The organism is Cupriavidus sp. UGS-1 (assembly GCF_021213615.1).
Classification (GTDB): Bacteria; Pseudomonadota; Gammaproteobacteria; order Burkholderiales; family Burkholderiaceae; genus Cupriavidus.
In genome coordinates, this window is sequence record NZ_JAJQJF010000012.1 from 56,645 (window position 1) to 75,319 (window position 18,675).

At 68.7% G+C, this 18,675-nt stretch carries 16 protein-coding genes and 1 tRNA gene; 5 read left to right on the plus strand and 12 right to left on the minus strand.

The window, feature by feature from the left end; translation table 11 throughout:
• Positions 1 to 10: 10 nt before the first annotated feature.
• The 11 genes from carA to gloB form a co-directional block, all read right to left on the minus strand.
• Entirely contained in the window at positions 11 to 1,147 is a 1,137-nt protein-coding gene (gene carA, locus LRR16_RS16145; RefSeq protein ID WP_006577741.1) for a glutamine-hydrolyzing carbamoyl-phosphate synthase small subunit, read from the minus strand.
• Between the two features lie 480 nt (positions 1,148 to 1,627).
• The gene (locus tag LRR16_RS16150) at positions 1,628 to 2,050 is read right to left on the minus strand and encodes a RidA family protein (protein ID WP_232206559.1); all 423 of its coding nucleotides are present in this window, start codon (positions 2,048 to 2,050) and stop codon (positions 1,628 to 1,630) included.
• 96 nt (positions 2,051 to 2,146) lie between these two features.
• Positions 2,147 to 2,632: a thioesterase family protein gene (locus LRR16_RS16155; RefSeq protein WP_232206560.1), complete on the minus strand. Its 486-nt coding sequence runs from the start codon at positions 2,630 to 2,632 to the stop codon at positions 2,147 to 2,149.
• Positions 2,632 to 4,299 (minus strand): AMP-binding protein, encoded by a 1,668-nt coding sequence (locus LRR16_RS16160; protein WP_232206502.1) that lies wholly within the window; start codon positions 4,297 to 4,299, stop codon positions 2,632 to 2,634. The genes LRR16_RS16155 and LRR16_RS16160 overlap by 1 nt, the downstream gene beginning before the upstream one ends.
• Positions 4,300 to 4,343: 44 nt before the next feature.
• The gene (locus LRR16_RS16165; RefSeq protein ID WP_064576068.1) at positions 4,344 to 5,528 is read right to left on the minus strand and encodes an acyl-CoA dehydrogenase family protein; all 1,185 of its coding nucleotides are present in this window, start codon (positions 5,526 to 5,528) and stop codon (positions 4,344 to 4,346) included.
• 15 nt (positions 5,529 to 5,543) lie between these two features.
• Positions 5,544 to 6,395 (minus strand): enoyl-CoA hydratase family protein, encoded by an 852-nt coding sequence (locus LRR16_RS16170; protein ID WP_023264571.1) that lies wholly within the window; start codon positions 6,393 to 6,395, stop codon positions 5,544 to 5,546.
• 79 nt (positions 6,396 to 6,474) lie between these two features.
• Positions 6,475 to 7,281: an SDR family NAD(P)-dependent oxidoreductase gene (locus tag LRR16_RS16175; RefSeq protein ID WP_232206503.1), complete on the minus strand. Its 807-nt coding sequence runs from the start codon at positions 7,279 to 7,281 to the stop codon at positions 6,475 to 6,477.
• Positions 7,278 to 9,647 (minus strand): bifunctional salicylyl-CoA 5-hydroxylase/oxidoreductase, encoded by a 2,370-nt coding sequence (locus LRR16_RS16180; protein WP_232206504.1) that lies wholly within the window; start codon positions 9,645 to 9,647, stop codon positions 7,278 to 7,280. Before LRR16_RS16180 ends, LRR16_RS16175 begins: the two co-directional genes overlap by 4 nt.
• Positions 9,648 to 9,829: 182 nt before the next feature.
• Positions 9,830 to 11,722: a propionate--CoA ligase gene (locus tag LRR16_RS16185; RefSeq protein ID WP_232206505.1), complete on the minus strand. Its 1,893-nt coding sequence runs from the start codon at positions 11,720 to 11,722 to the stop codon at positions 9,830 to 9,832.
• A gap of 226 nt (positions 11,723 to 11,948) precedes the next feature.
• Complete coding sequence (locus LRR16_RS16190; RefSeq protein WP_006578184.1) at positions 11,949 to 13,646, minus strand: transglycosylase SLT domain-containing protein; 1,698 nt, start codon at positions 13,644 to 13,646, stop codon at positions 11,949 to 11,951.
• 126 nt (positions 13,647 to 13,772) lie between these two features.
• A complete protein-coding gene (gloB, locus tag LRR16_RS16195; RefSeq protein ID WP_232206506.1) occupies positions 13,773 to 14,573 on the minus strand; it encodes a hydroxyacylglutathione hydrolase in 801 nt (266 codons plus the stop codon).
• Positions 14,574 to 14,583: 10 nt separating this feature from the next.
• Between gloB and LRR16_RS16200 the strand changes: the two genes are divergently transcribed.
• The 4 genes from LRR16_RS16200 to LRR16_RS16215 all read left to right on the plus strand — a co-directional run bounded on the left by LRR16_RS16200 (position 14,584) and on the right by LRR16_RS16215 (position 16,906).
• Entirely contained in the window at positions 14,584 to 15,390 is an 807-nt protein-coding gene (locus tag LRR16_RS16200) for a class I SAM-dependent methyltransferase (protein WP_232206507.1), read from the plus strand.
• A gap of 130 nt (positions 15,391 to 15,520) precedes the next feature.
• Entirely contained in the window at positions 15,521 to 15,970 is a 450-nt protein-coding gene (gene rnhA / locus LRR16_RS16205; RefSeq protein WP_232206508.1) for a ribonuclease HI, read from the plus strand.
• A 10-nt stretch (positions 15,971 to 15,980) separates the two neighbouring features.
• On the plus strand, positions 15,981 to 16,706 hold the full coding sequence (gene dnaQ / locus LRR16_RS16210; RefSeq protein WP_232206509.1) for a DNA polymerase III subunit epsilon: 726 nt from the start codon (positions 15,981 to 15,983) through the stop codon (positions 16,704 to 16,706).
• A 125-nt stretch (positions 16,707 to 16,831) separates the two neighbouring features.
• Positions 16,832 to 16,906, plus strand: a tRNA-Val gene (locus LRR16_RS16215).
• Between the two features lie 96 nt (positions 16,907 to 17,002).
• Here the strand turns inward: LRR16_RS16215 and LRR16_RS16220 are convergent.
• On the minus strand, positions 17,003 to 17,563 hold the full coding sequence (locus LRR16_RS16220; protein ID WP_370646831.1) for a DUF1801 domain-containing protein: 561 nt from the start codon (positions 17,561 to 17,563) through the stop codon (positions 17,003 to 17,005).
• A gap of 257 nt (positions 17,564 to 17,820) precedes the next feature.
• Here LRR16_RS16220 and LRR16_RS16225 point away from each other — a divergent pair, with 257 nt between their 5' ends.
• Positions 17,821 to 18,567: a hypothetical protein gene (locus LRR16_RS16225; RefSeq protein WP_232206510.1), complete on the plus strand. Its 747-nt coding sequence runs from the start codon at positions 17,821 to 17,823 to the stop codon at positions 18,565 to 18,567.
• Positions 18,568 to 18,675 lie beyond the last annotated feature (108 nt).

Sequence of the window (18,675 nt, forward strand, 5' to 3'; positions counted from 1 at the left end):
GAAGTCCGCCTTACTGGCGGGCCTCCTCCATCAGCTTCGTGAAGCGGTCGAACAGATAGGCCACGTCGTGCGGGCCGGGCGACGCTTCCGGGTGGCCCTGGAAGCAGAACGCCGGCTTGTCGTTCAGCGCGAAGCCCTGCAGCGTGCCGTCGAACAGCGAGACGTGCGTCACGCGCGCGTTGGCCGGCAGCGTCTCGGCGTCGACCGCAAAGCCGTGGTTCTGCGAGGTGATCACCACGCGGCCGTCGTCCAGGTCCTTGACCGGATGGTTGGCGCCGTGGTGGCCGGTCGGCATCTTGACCGTCTTCGCACCGACGGCCAGGCCCATGATCTGGTGGCCCAGGCAGATGCCGAAGGTCGGAATGCCGCGCTGCAGGAATTCCTGCGTGGCACGGATCGCGTAGTCGCACGGCTCGGGATCGCCCGGGCCGTTGGCCAGGAAGATGCCGTCCGGCTTGTAGGCCAGCGCGTCGGCCGCGGTCGACTGGGCCGGCAGCACCGTGATGCGGCAGCCGCGCTGGGCCAGCATCCGCAGGATGTTGAACTTGACGCCGTAGTCGAACGCGACGACGTGAAAGCGCGGGTTCTCCAGCTTGCCGTAGCCGCGCTCCAGCGCCCACTCGGTCTGGTTCCACTCGTACGGTTCCTTGACCGACACGACCTTGGCCAGGTCCATGCCGGCCAGGCCCGGGAACGAGCGCGCCAGGTCGATGGCCTTCTGCGCGTTGTCCTCGCCGGCCAGGATGCAGCCGTTCTGCGCGCCCTTCTCGCGCAGGATGCGGGTCAGCTTGCGGGTGTCGATGCCGGCGATGGCGGGCACCTTCTCCTGCTTCAGGTAATGCGGCAGCGTGTGCTGCTTGCGGAAGTTCGAGGCGAGCAGCGGCAGATCCTTGATGATCAGGCCGGCGGCATGGACTTTGGTGGCTTCGACATCCTCGGAATTGACGCCGACATTGCCGATATGCGGATACGTCAGCGTGACGATCTGCCGCGAATAGCTCGGGTCGGTGAGGATTTCCTGGTAACCGGTCAGCGCGGTGTTGAACACCACTTCGCCGATGGTATGGCCGGAGGCGCCGATGGAATAGCCACGAAAGACCGTGCCGTCTGCTAGCGCAAGGATGGCGGGCGGAAAAGACGGTAACACGGGTAGGCTCCTGCTGGATTCACCCCGTGACCGACCTCTCTCGACGCCTCGTGCCCCGAATCTGACGGCGAGCGCGCCGGCGGCGAGCCGGGGCTGTCGGGCCGGGCTGCGCGGGATTCGGCATGGGTGCGCAGACAGTGTCGACGGCGATCGGCACGGCGCTCCGGGGCGAATCCGCAGGGCAGCGGTCAGGGCGGCGGAAGGTGGAATGCGGTTGGCGCTAGGGTGAAGGGTTCTGAAAGCGAAACTTTCGGATTGTACCTCACGCCGGCCAATTTCTCAAGTTTTCAAGGACTTGCGTATGCCAGGCCCTTGCCATTTGCCCTGGAACTGCTCCCCTCTCCCGCTTGCGGGAGAGGGGTCGGGGGAGAAAGCGCAGCGTTGCCTCTGCGAGACGTTGCGGTCGCTGCGACCGCCCTGTTCCCTCTCCCCGGCCCTCTCCCGCAAGCGGGAGAGGGAGGACACCGGCGGCATGCCCAGTTACGCCGCCGGCATCGACGCCGGCGGCACCACCGCCGTCACTTCGATCTCCACCCGCGCGCGCGGTTCGATCAGGTCCGCGACCTGCACGGCGGTCATCGCCGGGAAGTGGCGGCCGATGATCTCGCGATAGTGCTTGCCGATCGCGGGATAGGCGGCGACGTATTCGGCCTTGTCCTTCACATACCAGGTCATCCGGGCGATATGCTCGGCGCGCGCCCCGCCCTGCTCCAGCACCGCGATCACATTGCGCAGCGCCTGGGCGGTCTGCTCGGCGAAGTCGTCGCTTTCGAACTCGCACTGGCCGTTCCAGCCGATCTGGCCGCCGACGAAGATCAGCCGGCTGCCGGCCTGGAACTCGGTCAGGATGCCATTGGCATAACCGCGCGGCGCGGCCCAGTCCGGGGGCTGCAGCACGGCCATCGGCTGGCCCCGCTGCGCAGCGGTGGTGGCGTTGGCGTTGGTGGGGGTCGGAGATTTGGCGGCGGGCGCCACGATATCGTTCATAGCTTGGACTCGTCAGGAATTCGAGGAAACAGGGGCCGATGCGGCCGCAGTGGCGACGTCCGCTGCATCGACGAAGCGGGCCATCGCCTCGCGCACCGGCGCGGGAAAGGGTCGCGGCGCAAGCCGGGCGGTATCGACGCAGACCAGCCGCTGCGTGAATTCGACGCGCAGGTCCGCCCGCCCGTCGTGCTGCGCGCCGACAAAGCGCACGCGCAGCGTGCAGCTGGAACTGCCCAGCCGCGTCACCGCCAGCTCACGCGTCAGCACCTCGCCCATCCGGCTCGGCGCGACGAAGCGGCATTGCAGGTCCGCGGTGGGCACGCCGGCGCGGTCGGCGCCGTGCATCCGCTCGAACGGCCAGTCGAGCGCCTCGCGAAACCAGTCTTCGACCAGATCGTTCAGCATCTCGAAATAGCGCGGAAAGAACACGATGCCGGCGGCATCGCAGTCCTTGAAGCGCACCCGCACCGTGTTGCGGAAGCTCGCCGGCGTGGCCATCACGTCGGCGTCCCGTTCTGCCCGGCCATCTGCCGCAGCCGGAAGCGCTGCAGCTTGCCGGTCTCGGTGCGCGGCAGCGCGTCGACGAAGTGGATGCGGCGCGGATACTTGTACGGCGCGATCTGGCGCTTGACGTGCTCCTGCAGCGTCACGCGCATCGCATCGTCGCCGTGAAAGCCGGCTCGCAGCACCACATAGGCGGCCACCACCTGCCCGCGCCCATCATCGGGCGCGCCGACCACGCCGCACTCGGCCACCGCTTCGTGCTGCATCAGCGCGGCCTCGACCTCGGGACCGGCGATGTTGTAGCCGGCCGAGACGATCATGTCGTCCGAGCGGGCCTGATAGAAGTAGTAGCCGTCGGCATCCATCACGAAGGTATCGCCGGGCAGGTTCCAGCCGTCGCGCACATAGTTGGCCTGGCGCGGATCGTCCAGGTAGCGGCAGCCGGTCGGGCCCTGCACCGCCAGCTTGCCGGGCACGCCGGGCGGCAGCGTCTGCATGCTCTCGTCGACGATGCGCGCGACGTAGCCGGGCACCACCTTGCCGATCGCGCCGGGCCGCACCTCGTCGCCGGCGCTCGAGATGAAGATATGCATCATCTCGGTGCCGCCGATGCCGTCGATCATCTCGATGCCGGTCGCGGCCTTCCAGCTCTGGCGCGTGGCGTCGGGCAACGCCTCGCCGGCCGACACGCTCTTCTTCAGGCTCGACAGGTCGTAGCGCTCGGCCGCCGCGGCCATCTGGCGATAGAAGGTCGGCGCGGTGAAGACGATGGTCGCGCGCGCGTCCTGGATCAATGCCAGCAGCGCCTCCGGCGTCAGCTTCTCGGCGAGGACGGTCGATGCGCCGGCACGCAGCGGGAAGCACAGCAGCCCACCGAGCCCGAAGGTAAAGGCCAGCGGCGGCGTGCCGCAGAACACGTCGTCGGCCGTAGGCCGCAGCACATGGCGCGGGAACAGGTCGCACATCGCCAGCACGTCGCGATGGAAATGCACGGTGCCCTTGGGCTGGCCGGTGGTGCCGCTGGTAAAGGCGATCAGGCAGATGTCGTCGCTCGCGGTATCGCAGGCGACGAAGTCGTCCGGCTTGCCCTCGAGCGCCGCCTCCAGCGAGCCCGGCCCGCTGCCGTTGAAGCACAGCACCTGCCGCATGGACGGACAGTGGAACTCGCCACCTTCGCGCATATTGGCGTCCAGCTCGTCGCGCAGCCGCGCATCGCACAGCGCGGCGCCGACCTCGGCCCGGTCGATCACCTGCTTCAATTCCCGCGCGCGCAACAGCGGCATGGTCGGCACCGCAATCAGCCCGGCCTTCAGCGTCGCCAGCAGGCTGGCGGCCATCATCAGGTTGTTGGGACCGCGCAGCAGGATGCGGTTGCCTGGCACCAGCCCCATGTCCTCGGTCAGCACGCGGGCGATGCGATTGGTCAGCGCGGCCAGCTCGGCATAGCTGACGGCGGCGAAACCGCCCGCGCCGCCGGCATCGGGATAGCGGATCGCAGTGCGTTCGCCGCGGCCTTCGCGCACATGGCGATCGACCAGTTCCACCGCGGCGTTGAGCCGCTCGGGATAGCGGGTGTCCTCGTTGAACAGGAACTGCGGCCAGGCCTCGCGCGGCGGCAGGCGGTCCTGGGCAAAGGTATCGAGATGGGCTGTGCTCGCCATGGCTGTCTCCTTGATGGGCGGCGCTCGTTCTGTGGAGCGCGCGGTCAGGACTGCGGTTGCCGCGCGGCCAGCGTTTCCCGCGCGACGATCAGCTTCTGCACTTCGGTGGCACCCTCGTAGATGCGCAGCGAGCGGATCTCCCGGTACAGGCTCTCGACCCGGCTGCCGATGCGCACGCCGAGACCGCCGAACAGCTGCACCGCGCGATCGATCACCATCTGCGCGTTCTCGGTGGCGGTCATCTTCGCCATCGCGGCCTCGCGCGTGGTGCGCCCCGCGCGCGTATCGCGCAGCCACGCCGCGCGCCAGGTCAGCAGCGCGGCCGCGTCCAGCGCGGTCGCCATCTCGCCGAGCGCGGCCTGCGTCAGCTGCAGGTCGGCCAGCTTGCCGCCGAACATCGGCCGCGCGGTGGCTCGCGCGATCGCCTCATCGAGCGCCGCGCGGCCGAAGCCGAGCGCGGCCGCCGCAACGGAGGCACGAAAGATGTCCAGCGTCATCATCGCCAGCTTGAAGCCCTGCCCCGGCTCGCCCAGCCGCTGCGCGACCGGCACGCGGCAGCCGTCGAAGCGCAGCGTCGCCAGCGGATGCGGCGCCATCACGTCGATGCGCTCGGCGATCTGCAGCCCCGGCGTATCGGCATCGACGACGAAGGCCGTGATGCCGCGTGCGCCAGGCGCTTCGCCGGTGCGCGCGAACACGCAATAGAAATCGGCGATGCCGCCGTTCGAGATCCAGGTCTTGGCGCCGTCGAGCACGTAGTGATCGCCGTCCAGCGTCGCGCGGCACTGCATCGCCGCGACATCGGAACCGGCCTCCGGCTCCGACAGCGCGAAGGCCGCGATCGCCTCGCCGCGCGCCACGCGCGGCAGATAGCGCTGGCGCAGCGTCTCGTCGCCCGCCAGCGTGATCGCGCCCGATCCGAGGCCCTGCATCGCGAAGGCGAAATCGGCCAGCCCGTCGTGCCGCGCCAGCGTCTCGCGCAGCAGGCACAGCGCGCGCGAATCGAGCTGGTCGAGCGCGCCGCCGTAGGCCCGCGGCACGCAATAGCGCAGCCAGCCGGCGTCGCCGAGCTGCCGCACCAGCGCGCGGCAGTCCGCGTCGACATCGGCGCCGGGCGCATGCGGCTGCGCCGACAGCGAGCGCGCGCACCACGCGTCGAGCTCGCGCGCCAGCGTGCGGTGCGCATCGTCGAAGAACGGCAGCGTCAGATCATCGTCCCAGGCGGGCATCTCGGCTCTCCTCGCTCAGTTGCCTTCGAACACGGGCCTGGCCTTGGCGACGAAGGCTTCGTAGGCACGGCGGAAGTCGCCGGTCTGCATGCAGATCGCCTGGGCCTGCGCCTCGGCCTCGATGGCCTCGTCCAGTCCCATGTTCCATTCCTGGTGCAGCAGCTTCTTGGTGACGCCATGCGCGAAGGTCGGGCCCGCGGCAAGCTGCGCGGCCAGCGCGGCGGCCTCGTCGCCGAGCCGCTCGGGCGCGTGCAGCGCGTTGAAGAAGCCCCATTGCAGCCCCTCCTGCGCGCTCATCGCGCGGCCGGTATAGAGCAGCTCGCTGGCGCGGCCCTGGCCGATCATCCGCGGCAGCAGCGTGCAGGCGCCCATGTCGGCGCCGGCCAGGCCCACCCGCACGAACAGGAAGGCGGTGCGTGCCGACTCGGTCGCCAGCCGCATGTCCGAGGCCAGCGCGATCATCGCGCCCGCGCCGGCGCAGACGCCGTCGACCGCCGCGATGATCGGCTGCGGACACGCCCGCATCGCCTTGACCAGGTCGCCGGTCATCCGCGTGAAGTCGAGCAGCTCGGGCATCGCCATCTTCGTCAGCGGGCCGATGATCTCGTGCACGTCGCCGCCCGAGCAGAAGTTGCCGCCGGCGCCCTGCACCACCACGGCCTTGATGTCGCTGGCATAGACCAGCGCGCGGAACAGATCGCGCAGTTCGGCGTAGGCGTCGAAGGTCAGCGGATTCTTGCGCTCGGGACGGTTCAGCGTCACGGTGCCGACCTTGCCGTCCGCGGATACCGACCACAGGAAGTGGCGCGGCGCGAAGTCCGCGAAGCCGCGCTTGTGGTGGCGCATGTCCAGTGCGATCTCGTTCATCTGCGTTCTCTCGTCGATTTTGTCGATGGATCGATGTATCGATGTATGGGTTCGTCGTGGGTCGCCGGGAAATATCCGTTCAGCCCGCCATCACCTCGCCGCCCGCCACCGCGATGGCCTGCCCGGTGATCGCGCTGGCCGACGGCCGGCATAGCCAGGCGACCGCGTCGGCCACTTCGTCCGGATCCACCAGCCGGCGCTGCGGATTGCGGCCGGCCAGTTCGGCGCGCGCCTGCGCTTCGGTGCGGCCCGTCTTGCCGACGATATTGGCGACCGCCTCGCGCACGATGTCGGTATCGGTATAGCCGGGGCACACCGCATTGACGGTGACGCCGCTGCGCGCCAGCTCCAGCGCCAGCGCGCGCGTCAGGCCGAGCACGCCGTGCTTGGCCGCGCAGTAGGCCGTCACATAGGCATAGCCGGTCAGCGCGGCGGTGCTGGCCACATTGACCACACGGCCCCAGCCGGCGTCGCGCATCGCGGGCAGCGCGGCCTGCGTGCACAGGAAGGTGCCGGTCAGGTTCACATCGAGCATGCGGCGCCACAGCGCCAGATCGGTCTTCGCGATCGGCGCGCTGTGCGCCTGGCCGGCGTTGTTGACCAGCACGGCGATCGGTCCCAGCGCCTGCGCCGCGGCGTCGAACGCGCGGGCCACACTGCCGGCATCGGCGACATCGGCCTGCACCCCGTGCAGCCGCGCACCGGGATGATCGTGCCCAAGTCGCTCCGCGGCGCGCGCCAGCGCGTCGCCGTCGCGGCCCAGCAGCGTCACGCTGGCGCCCTCGGCCAGCAGGCGTCCGGCGATGGCGGCGCCAATGCCGCGCGCCCCGCCCGTGACCAGCGCGTGGCGGCCCTGCAGCGGCAACGACGAACGATCGGCGTTCATCGCGCCCCCGCCAGCGCGGCGGCGCGTTCGAGGTTGGTCTCCAGTTGCCGCTTGCCGGCCTGGTATTGCACCGGCCAGTCGACCGGCCGATAGCCCAGCTGCGCGGCCTGGTGCAGTGTCCAGGCCGGATCGGCCAGATGCGGGCGCGCGATCGCGCACAGGTCGGCGCGGCCCGCGGCGATGATGCTGTCGACGTGATCGGCCTCGGAGATCGCGCCAACCGCGATGGTCGGAATGCCTGCCTCGTTGCGGATGCGGTCGGCGAACGGCGTCTGGTACATGCGGCCATAGACGGGCGCCTGGTCGGGACTGACCTGCCCCGACGAGCAGTCGATCAGGTCCGCGCCGGCCGCCTTGAAGGCGCGCGCGATCTCGACCGCATCGTCGGGCGTGATGCCGCCCTCGACCCAGTCGTGCGCGGAAATGCGCACCGACATCGGCCGCTGCGACGGCCAGACTTCGCGCACCGCGGCGAACACCTCGAGCGGATAGCGCAGCCGGTTGGCCAGCGAGCCGCCGTACTCGTCGTCGCGCCGGTTGGTCAGCGGCGAGATGAACGACGACAGCAGATAGCCGTGCGCGCAATGCAGCTCCAGCCAGTCGAAGCCGGCCTCGGCCGCGCGCCGCGCCGCGGCGACGAAATCGTCGCGCACGCGATCCATGTCCTCGCGCGTCATCGCACGCGGCACCTGCGAGATGCCGGGCAGATACGGCAGCGGCGAGGCCGAGATCAGCGGCCAGTTGCCCTCGGGCAGCGGATGGTCCATCGCCTGCCAGCCGAGCTGGGTCGAGCCCTTGCGGCCGGCATGGCCCAGTTGCATGCCGATGCGCGCGCCGCCGGCCAGCCCCGTGCCCGCATGGACGAAATCGACGATGCGGCGCCACGCGTCGCGTTGTTCGTCATTCCACAAACCCGGGCATCCCGGCGTGATGCGCGCGTCCGGCGACACGCAGGTCATCTCGGCCATCACCAGGCCGGCACCGCCCTGGGCGCGCGCGCCCAGATGCACCAGATGGAAGTCGCCGGGCACGCCATCGACGCAGCAATACATCGCCATCGGCGACACCACCACGCGGTTCTTCAGCGTCAGGCCGCGCACGCGGTAAGGCGTGAACATCGGCGGCAAGGCGCCGTCGTGCGCGCGCAGGCTTTCCTCGGGCACGCCGGCCTGGCGCGCCAGCCAGCGCTCGTAGTCCTCGACATAGCCGCGGTCGCGCAGCCGCAGGTTCTCGTGCGAGATCCGCTGCGAGCGCGTCAGCAGCGAATAGGCGAACTGCTCGGGCGCCAGCCGCGCGTAGCGCTCGACGTTCTCGAACCATTCGGTGGAATTGCGTGCGGCGTTCTGGATCTTCAGCACCTCGACGCTGCGGACGGCCTCGTAGCGGCGCAGCGCCTCGTCCAGCGCGTCCGCACCCGGTTGCGCCAGGCCGCGCAGATTGGTGGCCAGATCGATCGCATCCTCCAGCGCCAGCTTGGTGCCGGAGCCGATCGAGAAATGCGCGGTGTGCGCGGCATCGCCCATCAGCACCACCGGCACGCGGCGGCCGCCCGCCAGCGTGTTCCAGTGGACCCAGGTGTTGCAGATCACGCGGTTGAAGCGGATCCAGTTGGCCGAGCCGCGCAGGTGCGTGGCATTGCTGATCAGCGGCTGGCCATCGAGATATTTCGCGAACAGCCGCTCGCAGTAGGCGATGCCCTGCTGCTGGTCGATCTGCTCGATGCCGGCGGCACGCCAGACCGATTCGGGAGTCTCGACGATGAAGGTCGAGGTGTCGTCGTCGAAGCGGTAGGCGTGCGCCTGAAACCAGCCGTGCTCGGTCTGCTCGAAGGCGAACGTGAAGGCGTCGAAGCGCTTTTTCGTGCCAAGCCAGACGAAACGGCACTGGCGCGTATCGATGTCCGGCGCGAAAGTCTGCGCGTAGCGGGTGCGCACGCGGCTGTTGACGCCGTCGGAGGCGATCACCAGATCGGCGCGGTACTGCTCGGCCAGCGCCTGGTCGTCCTGCACGTCGGTCTCGAACACCAGCTCCACGCCAAGCCCCTCGCAGCGGGCCTGCAGGATGTTCAGCAGGCGCTTGCGGCCGATGCCGATGAAGCCGTGCCCGCTCGAACGCATCGTGCGGCCGCGGAAATGGATATCGATGTCGTCCCAGTGATTGAAGGCCGCGTCGATCTCGCGCGCGCTTTCCGCATCGGCCTCGCGCAGGTTGTCCATGGTGGCGTCGGAGAACACCACGCCCCAGCCGAAGGTGTCGTAGGGGCGGTTGCGCTCGACCACGATTACCTCATGGCGCGGGTCCTGCCGCTTCATCAGCAGGCCGAAATACAGGCCGGCCGGTCCGCCGCCAATACACAGTATTCGCATCTGTCGTCTCCTCGCGGCGTGATGGCCGCTGCCGCCCTGCCGCCGTGGTACCGATTCGCCGGCGCTGTGCCGTAATCAATACAGCCCTAAATATTTTATGCTTAAAATAATAGGGCGAGGCGGCCCGCTTGGCAAGCGGCCCCTGCAGCATGGCTCTGTGGCGCCGCCTGCCCGCGGCCGGGTCAGCCCTGCAGGGCCTCCCGGAACTGCGCCAGCGCCGACGGGTCCTCGATGGTCGTCAGGTCCCCGGGGTCGCGCCCTTCCGCCACCGCCTGGATCGCGCGGCGCAGCAGCTTGCCGGAGCGCGTCTTCGGCAGCGCGCCGACGAACACCACGCGGGCGGGCCGTGCCACCGCGCCGAGCTGGCGGTCCACCGTCTGCATGATCTCTCCCTCCAGCGTCATGCGGTCTTGCGGCGTGGCGGCGCGCCCGGCATCGCGCAGGATGCAGACCGCCAGCGCGACCTGCCCCTTCAGCGGATCGGCGACACCCACCACCGCGACCTCCGCCACCGCCGGGTGCGAGGCGATGCTTTCCTCGATCTCGCGCGTGCCCAGCCGGTGGCCGGCCACGTTCAGCACGTCGTCGGTACGCCCAAGGATGAACAGATAGCCGTCCTCGTCGCGCACGCCCCAGTCGAAGGTCGAGTAGCGCTGCTTGTCGGGAAAGCCGGACCAGTAGGTCTTGACGAAGCGCTCGTCGTCGCCCCAGACGGTGCTCATGCAGCCGGGCGGCAGCGGCCCCTCGATCGCCACCACGCCCTTCTGCCCCGGTGCGCATTCGGCGCCGGTCTGCTCGTCGACGATGCGCACGTCGTACCCGTACACGGGCAGCCCCGGCGAGCCCAGCTTGGCGGGCAGCGCCTCGATGCCGTGCTGCAGCGCGATGATCGGCCAGCCGGTCTCGGTCTGCCAGTAGTTGTCGACCACCGGCTTGTTGATCGCGGACTGGATCCAGCTGGCGGTCGGCTCGTCCAGCGGCTCGCCGGCCAGGAACAGCATGCGCAGGCTCGACAGGTCGTAGCGGGTCAACCAGGACGGGTCCTGCTTCTTCAGCACGCGGATCGCGGTCGGCGCGCTGAACATCACGTTGACGCGGTACTGCTCGACCAGCTGCCACAGGATGCCGGCATCGGGCCGCACCGGCGTGCCCTCGTACAGCAGCGTCGTCATGCCGGCCAGCAGCGGACCGTAGACGATATAGCTGTGGCCGACCACCCAGCCGATGTCGGAGGTGCAGAACATCGTGTCGCCGGGCTTGCCGCAGAAGATGGTCTCCATCGACGTGGCCAGCGCGACCGCGTAGCCGCCGGTGTCGCGCTGCACGCCCTTGGGCTTGCCGGTGGTGCCGGAGGTATAGAGGATGTACGACGGCGCGCTCGATTCAAGCCATTCGCATGGCACCTGCGTCGCGCCGACGCGCTCGCGCCAGGCCAGGTAGTCCTCGTCGCGGCCGGGGGTCCGTTCCATCGGCGCGAGGCCGCGGTCGACCAGCAGCACCTTGTCGGGCGGGTTCTGCGCGAGCCGCAGCGCCTCGTCGAGCAGCGGCTTGTAGGGCACGACCTTGCCGCCGCGCGAGCCGGCATCGGCGCTGACCACCACGCGCGGCCGCGCATCGTCGATGCGCGCGGCCAGGCTGACCGAGGCAAAGCCGCCGAACACCACCGAATGCACCGCGCCGATGCGCGTGCAGGCCAGCATCGCGAACACCGCCTCGGGAATCATCGGCATGTAGATCAGCACGCGGTCGCCCTGCCGCACGCCCAGCGCCAGCAGCACGGCGGCCATGCGGTTGACCTCGGCATGCAGTTCGCGATAGCTGTAGCTGCGGCGCTGGCCGGTTTCGGTGGAGACATGGACCAGGGCCGGCTGCTCGGCCCGCTTGGCCAGGTGCCGGTCGACCGCGTTATGGCAGAGATTGGTGCGGCCGCCGACGAACCAGCGCGCAAATGGCGGCCGGCTGTAGTCGAGGACCTGTTCGCAGGGGGTCTGCCAATCGATGCGGCGGGCCTGCTCGGCCCAGAAGGCGTCGGGATCGACGAGGGAACGCGCGTGCAGGGCGCGGGTGGTGGCCATTGCTGTCTCCTCCGCTGGGGCGGCGGTTATCGTTGGACCGCCAGTTTGCCACCACCGGCACCGGCTTCGCCATCCGCAATGTCCACAAGGTCACCCGCCTGGCTGGCCGGACCGGCCGCGCCCAAAGAGAAAAGGGGCACGCCCTTTGGCATGCCCCTTCCCGGTGGCTGCTGCGGTGCCGCGCCGCTCGCGACCGTCCGCGACCGTCAGCGACCGTCAGCGACCATCAGCGCGCCTTGCCCTTCGCCTTCGCCTTGGGCGCCGCGCTGGCCTTGGCGCTGGCCCGGCCGGAGGAGGCCCCGGTGCTGGCCTTGACACTGGCCTTGACGCTGGCCTTGGCGGACGCTCTCGACGAGGCCCGCACCGCCTTGCCGTGCGGTTCGACCACCACGCGCTGGCGGGCGTTGACGGCGCGGCCGCCCTTGCCCGATACGCGGATCACCCGCACCTCGTCGTCGCGCTCGGCGATCGCTCGCGCGCGCTTGACCGGCACGTTCAGCACCAGGCTCTGGCCGGCCACCAGCTTGGAGCCGGACAGCTTGTTCCATGCCCGGACCTGGCTGACCGACACGCCATAGCGGCGCGCCACCGAGGCGACCGTGTCGCGCTTGCCCGCGCGCACCACCAGCCGGCGCGCTTCGGGCAGGTCCGGCTCCATCGCCAGGATCGCGTTGTCCGCCAGCTTGGCGCTGATGTCCTCGGTATGGCGGCCCGAGCGCGGAATCATCACGGTCGAGCCCGGCTTCAGACGCATGCCCTTCGGAATCCGGTTGATCTCGCGCAGCGTGTCCGGATCGACGTTCAGCCGGGCCGCCAGCGATTCGACACGCTCGCGCCCGTCCACCGTCACCGCGGTCCAGCTCGACAGCCCGCCGCGATAGGTGTTCAGGTTGTACTGGAAACGCTCGGCATTCTCGAACGGCAGCAGGATCTGCGGGTTCGACGCACCGAGGATCACCGGCTTGTTGAACGACGGATTGAGCGCGCGGAATTCCTCCAGCGGCATGTTGGCCAGCTTGGCCGCCAGCGTCACGTCGATATCGCGCGAGGTCGTCACCGTGACGAAATACGGATGGTCCGGAATCGGCGGCAGCGTGACGCCATAGCTGGCCGGGTTGCTGACGATGTTCTTGACCGCCTGCAGCTTCGGCACGTAGTAGCGCGTCTCGTTGGGCATCGTCAGGCTGGCGTAGTCGGTCGGCAGCCCGCGCGCCTCGTTGCGCGCGATCGCCCGCGACACCGCGCCCTCGCCCCAGTTGTACGCCGCCAGCGCCAGATGCCAGTCGCCGAACATGTCATGCAGCCGGCTCAGGTAGTCCAGCGCCGCTTCGGTCGAGGCCAGCACATCGCGGCGCTCGTCGCGGAACATGTTCTGCTTCAGGTTGTAGTGCTTGCCGGTGCTCGGGATGAACTGCCACATGCCGGCCGCCTTCGCGCTCGACACCGCCTCGGGATTGAAGGCGCTCTCGACGAAGGGCAGCAGCGCCAGCTCGGTCGGCATGTTGCGGCGTTCGAGCTCGGCGACGATGTGGTACAGGTATTTGCTCGACCGCGCGATCATCCGCTCCATATAGTCAGGCCGCGCCGCATACCACTGCGTGCGGTCCTCGACCAGCGTGCCTTCCAGGTCCGGCATCGAAAAGCCGCGACGGATGCGCACCCAGATATCCTGCGACTGGCCCAACGTCCAGTCGATCCTGTCTTCGTCGACATTGATCGGCGCGGTCTCGCGCGCGATGGTCGGCGGCAGGTGGATCGAATTGAGCGGATCGGTGGGGGGAAGGCCGGTCTTGGGCTTGGTGGCGGAGGCCAGGGCGGTCGGCGAGCCGGCCGTGCCGGCTTCATCAGGCGGGACGGGCGTGCTGGCGCAAGCCGCCAGCAGCGCCGCACAGGCTACGGCCGCCAGGTATCGACCAATTCTCATCAAGTTCTCGGATCGTGACGCTAAAAATTGGCTGATCCTAAAGACAAAGCGGTTCTTGCGTCAATTGGATTTTCCGCTTTTCGCCCAGGCGCGGGCGGTCGGGCAGACGGATCGGCGGTGCATCCGTCAGCGAAAGCCGTCCTTCCAGGCGCGCAGCGCGCCGAAGGCTCCGGCATCGTCCGCGGCGGCAGCGCCCTGACGGGCCAGCGCCTGGCGCACCGCGGGGTCACGGGAACGCAGGAAGGGATTGACCGCCCGCTCATGGCCGACGGTGGTCGGCACGGTCGGCGCGCCCGCGGCGCGCAGCGCCTCGACCCGCGCGTCCCAGGCGGCCAGCGCGGCGTTGTCCGGCTCCACCGCGCGGGCGAAGCGCACATTGCTGCGCGTATACTCGTGGGCGCAATAGACGCGGGTCTCGGCGGGCAGCGCGGCCAGCTTGTCGAGCGAGGCCAGCATCTGTGCCGGCGTGCCCTCGAACAGCCGCCCGCAGCCGCTGGCGAACATCGTGTCGCCGCAGAACACCACGGGCCCGATGCCGGGCAGCTCGCCGGTGTAGGCGATATGTCCGGCGGTGTGGCCGGGCACCTCGAGCGCCCGCAGCCGCAGCGCCGGCGCCTTCAGTTCGACCTCGTCGCCCTCGCGCACCGCGCGGGTACGATGGCCGATGCGCTCGGCGGCCGGCCCGATCACCGGCATCGGTTCGCCGTCGGGTCCGGCCGGATAGGCCGCCAGCAGGTCGGCCACGCCGCCCTGGTGATCGGCATGGTGGTGGGTGATTACAATGGCGCCCAGGACCAGCCCCGTCCGCGCCAGATAGGCGAGCACCGGCGCGGCGTCGCCCGGATCGACCACGGCGGCGGCATGACCGTCGTCGATCGCCCAGATATAGTTATCCTGGAAAGCGGGGATCGGCTCCACCCTCAACATACGTGCTCCTATGTCCAAGCGTCCGATTATAGATTGGGAAAACTGGCTGGCCTCCCCGCCCGGCCAGTACATGCTGCGCTGGGAGGAAGGCCAGTACGACCGCACCGTGGCCGACATCTTCGGCTACCACGCGGTCCAGCTCGGCATGCCGGTGCTGGACACGCTGCGCGAGAACCGCATGCCGTTCGGCGCGCTCGCGCTGGACGCCCGCAGCGGCCCGCACGGTCCGCGCGCCGCGGAAAGCGGCATCGCCCCCGGCCCCCAGCTGCTGTGCCGCTTCGACGAACTGCCCTTCGATACGCAGAGCCTGGACCTGGTCACGCTGCCCCATGTGCTCGAATTCTCCGAGGATCCGCACGAGGTGCTGCGCGAGGTCTCGCGCGTGCTGATGCCCGAGGGACGCGTGGTGGTGTCCTGCTTCAACCCGATGAGCCTGTGGGGCGCACGGCAGGGCCTGAACCGGCTCGGCGCCGACCCCTTCCTGCCGACCGACGCCCAGTCGATCGGGTTCGTCCGCATCAAGGACTGGCTCAAGCTGCTCGGCTTCGATATCATCCGCGGCCGCTTCGGCTGCTATTGCCCGCCCTACCGCACCGACCGCTGGCTGCAGCGGGCCGCCTTCATGGAGAAGGCCGGCGATCGCTGGTGGCCAATCTTCGGCGCGGTCTATATGCTGTCGGCGGTCAAGCGGGTGCGCAACATCCGCCTGGTCGGGCCCGCCTGGAAGACGCCCAAGGCCGCGCTGGCCCCGGTGGCGGCGCCGGTCGCCACGCCGAACGGCACGCACGGCAAGTCCCCCGACGAAGAGAAGACGTGAGGCGCGCGCCCCAACCTGCCTGACCAGCCCATTCCCGAGCACCGCCCGCTCGGACCGATTCCAACCCGTTCGCCCCGGCGGACACCCGGCGCCGGCGACGTCCCGCCGCACCGGTTCCCACCGTTCATCGATGCAAGAAGTCACGATCTATTCCGATGGCGCCTGCAAAGGCAATCCCGGCCCCGGCGGCTGGGGCGCCGTGCTGCTCGCCAATGGCCACGTCAAGGAGATGTTCGGCGGCGAGGCCAATACCACCAACAACCGGATGGAGCTGACCGCCGTCATCGAGGCGCTGCGCGCGCTGAAGCGGCCTTGCAAGGTGCAGGTCTGGACCGACTCCCAGTACGTGCAGAAAGGCATCTCCGAATGGATCCGCGGCTGGAAGGCGCGCGGCTGGAAGACCGCGGAGAAGAAGCCCGTCAAGAACGCCGACCTGTGGCAGGCGCTCGACGCCGCCGCGGCCGAGCACGACATCTCGTGGCACTGGGTACGCGGCCACAACGACCACCCGGGCAACGAACGGGCCGATGCGCTGGCCAATCGCGGTGTCGCCTCGCTCACCGGCGCCCAGGTTGAGTAGAATGCCCGCCATGCGACAAATCGTACTGGACACCGAAACCACGGGCCTGAACGCCGCCACCGGCGACCGGCTGATCGAAATCGGCTGCGTCGAGCTGGTCAACCGGCGGCTCACCGGACGCAACCTGCATTTCTATATCAACCCGGAGCGCGACATCGACGCCGGCGCGATCGCGGTGCACGGCCTGACGGTCGAATTCCTGGCGGACAAGCCCAAGTTCGCCGAGGTGGTCCACGAGATCCGCGATTTCGTGCAGGACGCCGAGCTGATCATTCACAACGCCGCGTTTGACCTCGGGTTCCTCGACATGGAATTCCAGTTGCTGGGCCTGCCGCCCTTCCGCAAGCATGTGGCAAGCGTGATCGATACGCTGCTCGAAGCGCGCCAGATGTTCCCCGGCAAGCGCAACTCGCTCGACGCGCTGTGCGAACGGCTCGGCGTCAGCAATGCGCACCGGACGCTGCACGGCGCACTGCTGGATGCGGAGCTGCTGGCCGAGGTCTATCTGGCGATGACGCGCGGCCAGAACTCGCTGGTGATCGACATGATGGACGCCAGCGCGGGCGCCGGGCCTGCCGCGGTTGCCACCACCGACCTGTCGGCGCTGCGCCTGCCGGTGCTGGAACCGACCGAGGACGAACTGGCGGCGCACGCCGCGGTGCTGAAGGAGCTGGACAAGGCCAGCGGCGGCAAGACGGTATGGCAGGAGGCGCCGCAACTGGAAGAGGCGGCATGACGCCTGGCCGCGAGCCGGGAGCCAGGGTCCGGAGGCAAAAAATTCGCCGAAGGGCTTTACAAGATACAAAGGTCCTGACATAATCTCGCTTTCTCTGCTGCACGGCAGTTCAAGCGCAGCGGCAGGGGTGGTTAGCTCAGCGGTAGAGCACTGCCTTCACACGGCAGGGGTCACAGGTTCAATCCCTGTACCACCCACCAGATTCGCGGGACACCGCATGAAAAAGGCCCTCAGACGAACGTCGAGGGCCTTTTTCTTTTGGTCTTGATTTGGCCTTGATTTTGCCCTGATCCACCTCAAGGCACCCATCCCGGCAATTCTGCCGCCTGCCGTATCCAGTCCCCCACCCGCTTCTCGTCGATCTCGTCGGTTTGGTAAATGTCGAGATACCGCGTATTCGGGTCCTTCGATTCCCCGGGCGGCAGCGGGCGCAGCGACGATCCTTTGAAAAAGGCCACCTTCACGTACCGCGTGAAGCAGTGGAAGCTGAGAAACCAGCCCTGCCCTTCCACGCCATAGAACGGCGAATTCCATTTCACCGCCTTGCGGACGTCCGGCACGGTGCGCACGATCAGCGCGTCAAGCTTTTCGCCGACCTCACGCTTCCAGTCCGGCATGGCGGCGATGTAGGCCTGCACCGGGGCATCGCCGTCGCCCTTCGGGATCTGCGGATTGCCGCCCGACAGCAGGACCGGCTTGCCGTCGGCGGGCGGCTTATGCGCCGATTTATTGGCCGATTTCTGGGCCGATTTCTGGGCCGATTTCTGGGCCGATTCGTCGGCCGGTTTTGCCGGGGAGTTTCTTGCCGGCTTCGCCGCGGCGTTCACCGGTTTCGCAGGCGTTTTGTTCGTTGCCATCGTATTCACCCCCAACGTCACAAGTCGAGCCTGTCAAGGACGGGCCTGGACGCCCGGCCGCTGAACCGGACCGATCCTATGTCGAATGCCGGCCGTCAACAACCACCGGCGCCGTCTGGCCCCATTCGCGGGAAAGCGCAATACCCCACCAATCGGGAATAGCAGGCGCCGCCGGCAGCCTCTAGGATTGCCGCGCCCCGGTGCAATGCCGGGGCGCCATCCCGATAGAACAACAAAGACAACCCTTCGAGAATTCCATGAACAAGACCCTGCTGATTGCTTCCATGGCACTGGCCCTCGCCGCTTGCGGCGGTGGCGGTGGCGACGACGACGGCCCCGCGCCGCAACCGGCCACCTCCCCCGCCGAAGGCCTGTACACGGGCAAGACCTCGGCGAACCAGGACATCGCCGGCCTGGTGCTCGACGACGGCACCTACTACGTGATCTACACCTCGTTGGCGCCGATCTCGCTCGGCGTGATCCAGGGCAAGCTCAGTGCCGCCAATGGCAACTTCTCGTCGAACGACGGCAAGGACTTCAGCGTGACGTCGCGTGGTATTTTCGATGTGGCCATCAACGGCACCTACGCGACCAAGGGCAATCTGAATGGCACGGTGCGCTATCCGGCGACGGGCCAGACCGCGACCTTCACCAGCACCTACGACAAGAACTACGAGCTGACGCCGTCGCTGGCGACGCTGGCCGGTACCTACAGCGGAACCTCGGTGATTCCCGAGGGCGGCGAATCGGCGACGATCACCGTCGCCAGCTCCGGCACGATCAGCGGCGCGGGCGCGTCCGGCTGCCGGATCGAAGGCGCCGCCAAGCCGCGCGCACGTGGCAACGCTTACGACATCACCGTGACCTTCGGTCCGTCGCCGTGCGCCCGTCCGGGGCAGAAGATGAGCGGCGTCGCGTATTACAGCGCGGAGGATCGCAGCCTGATCGCCACCGGCACGACTTCTGACCGGTCGGCGGGAGTGCTATTCGTCGGCACGCGGTAAGCCGACAGGCGCCATGCCGCCAATCCCGTCGGCGGCATGGCGTCATCCTCGATCATGGCCGGACACGCCGACACTCAAATCTTCATGAATAGCGGATTGTCGTATCGC

Excerpts from the sequence above, each read along its gene's own strand:
- LRR16_RS16185 (WP_232206505.1), bottom strand. The coding sequence starts at position 11,722 with ATGGCCACCACCCGCGCCCTGCACGCGCGTTCCCTCGTCGATCCCGAC.
- LRR16_RS16165 (WP_064576068.1), bottom strand. The coding sequence starts at position 5,528 with ATGCCCGCCTGGGACGATGATCTGACGCTGCCGTTCTTCGACGATGCG.
- LRR16_RS16220 (WP_370646831.1), bottom strand. The coding sequence starts at position 17,563 with ATGGCAACGAACAAAACGCCTGCGAAACCGGTGAACGCCGCGGCGAAG.
- LRR16_RS16150 (WP_232206559.1), bottom strand. The coding sequence starts at position 2,050 with ATGGCCGTGCTGCAGCCCCCGGACTGGGCCGCGCCGCGCGGTTATGCC.
- LRR16_RS16160 (WP_232206502.1), bottom strand. The coding sequence starts at position 4,299 with ATGGCGAGCACAGCCCATCTCGATACCTTTGCCCAGGACCGCCTGCCG.
- dnaQ (WP_232206509.1), top strand. The coding sequence starts at position 15,981 with ATGCGACAAATCGTACTGGACACCGAAACCACGGGCCTGAACGCCGCC.
- LRR16_RS16180 (WP_232206504.1), bottom strand. The coding sequence starts at position 9,647 with ATGCGAATACTGTGTATTGGCGGCGGACCGGCCGGCCTGTATTTCGGC.
- LRR16_RS16175 (WP_232206503.1), bottom strand. The coding sequence starts at position 7,281 with ATGAACGCCGATCGTTCGTCGTTGCCGCTGCAGGGCCGCCACGCGCTG.
- LRR16_RS16155 (WP_232206560.1), bottom strand. The coding sequence starts at position 2,632 with ATGGCCACGCCGGCGAGCTTCCGCAACACGGTGCGGGTGCGCTTCAAG.
- LRR16_RS16200 (WP_232206507.1), top strand. The coding sequence starts at position 14,584 with ATGTCCAAGCGTCCGATTATAGATTGGGAAAACTGGCTGGCCTCCCCG.
- rnhA (WP_232206508.1), top strand. The coding sequence starts at position 15,521 with ATGCAAGAAGTCACGATCTATTCCGATGGCGCCTGCAAAGGCAATCCC.
- LRR16_RS16225 (WP_232206510.1), top strand. The coding sequence starts at position 17,821 with ATGAACAAGACCCTGCTGATTGCTTCCATGGCACTGGCCCTCGCCGCT.
- LRR16_RS16170 (WP_023264571.1), bottom strand. The coding sequence starts at position 6,395 with ATGAACGAGATCGCACTGGACATGCGCCACCACAAGCGCGGCTTCGCG.
- gloB (WP_232206506.1), bottom strand. The coding sequence starts at position 14,573 with ATGTTGAGGGTGGAGCCGATCCCCGCTTTCCAGGATAACTATATCTGG.
- LRR16_RS16190 (WP_006578184.1), bottom strand. The coding sequence starts at position 13,646 with ATGAGAATTGGTCGATACCTGGCGGCCGTAGCCTGTGCGGCGCTGCTG.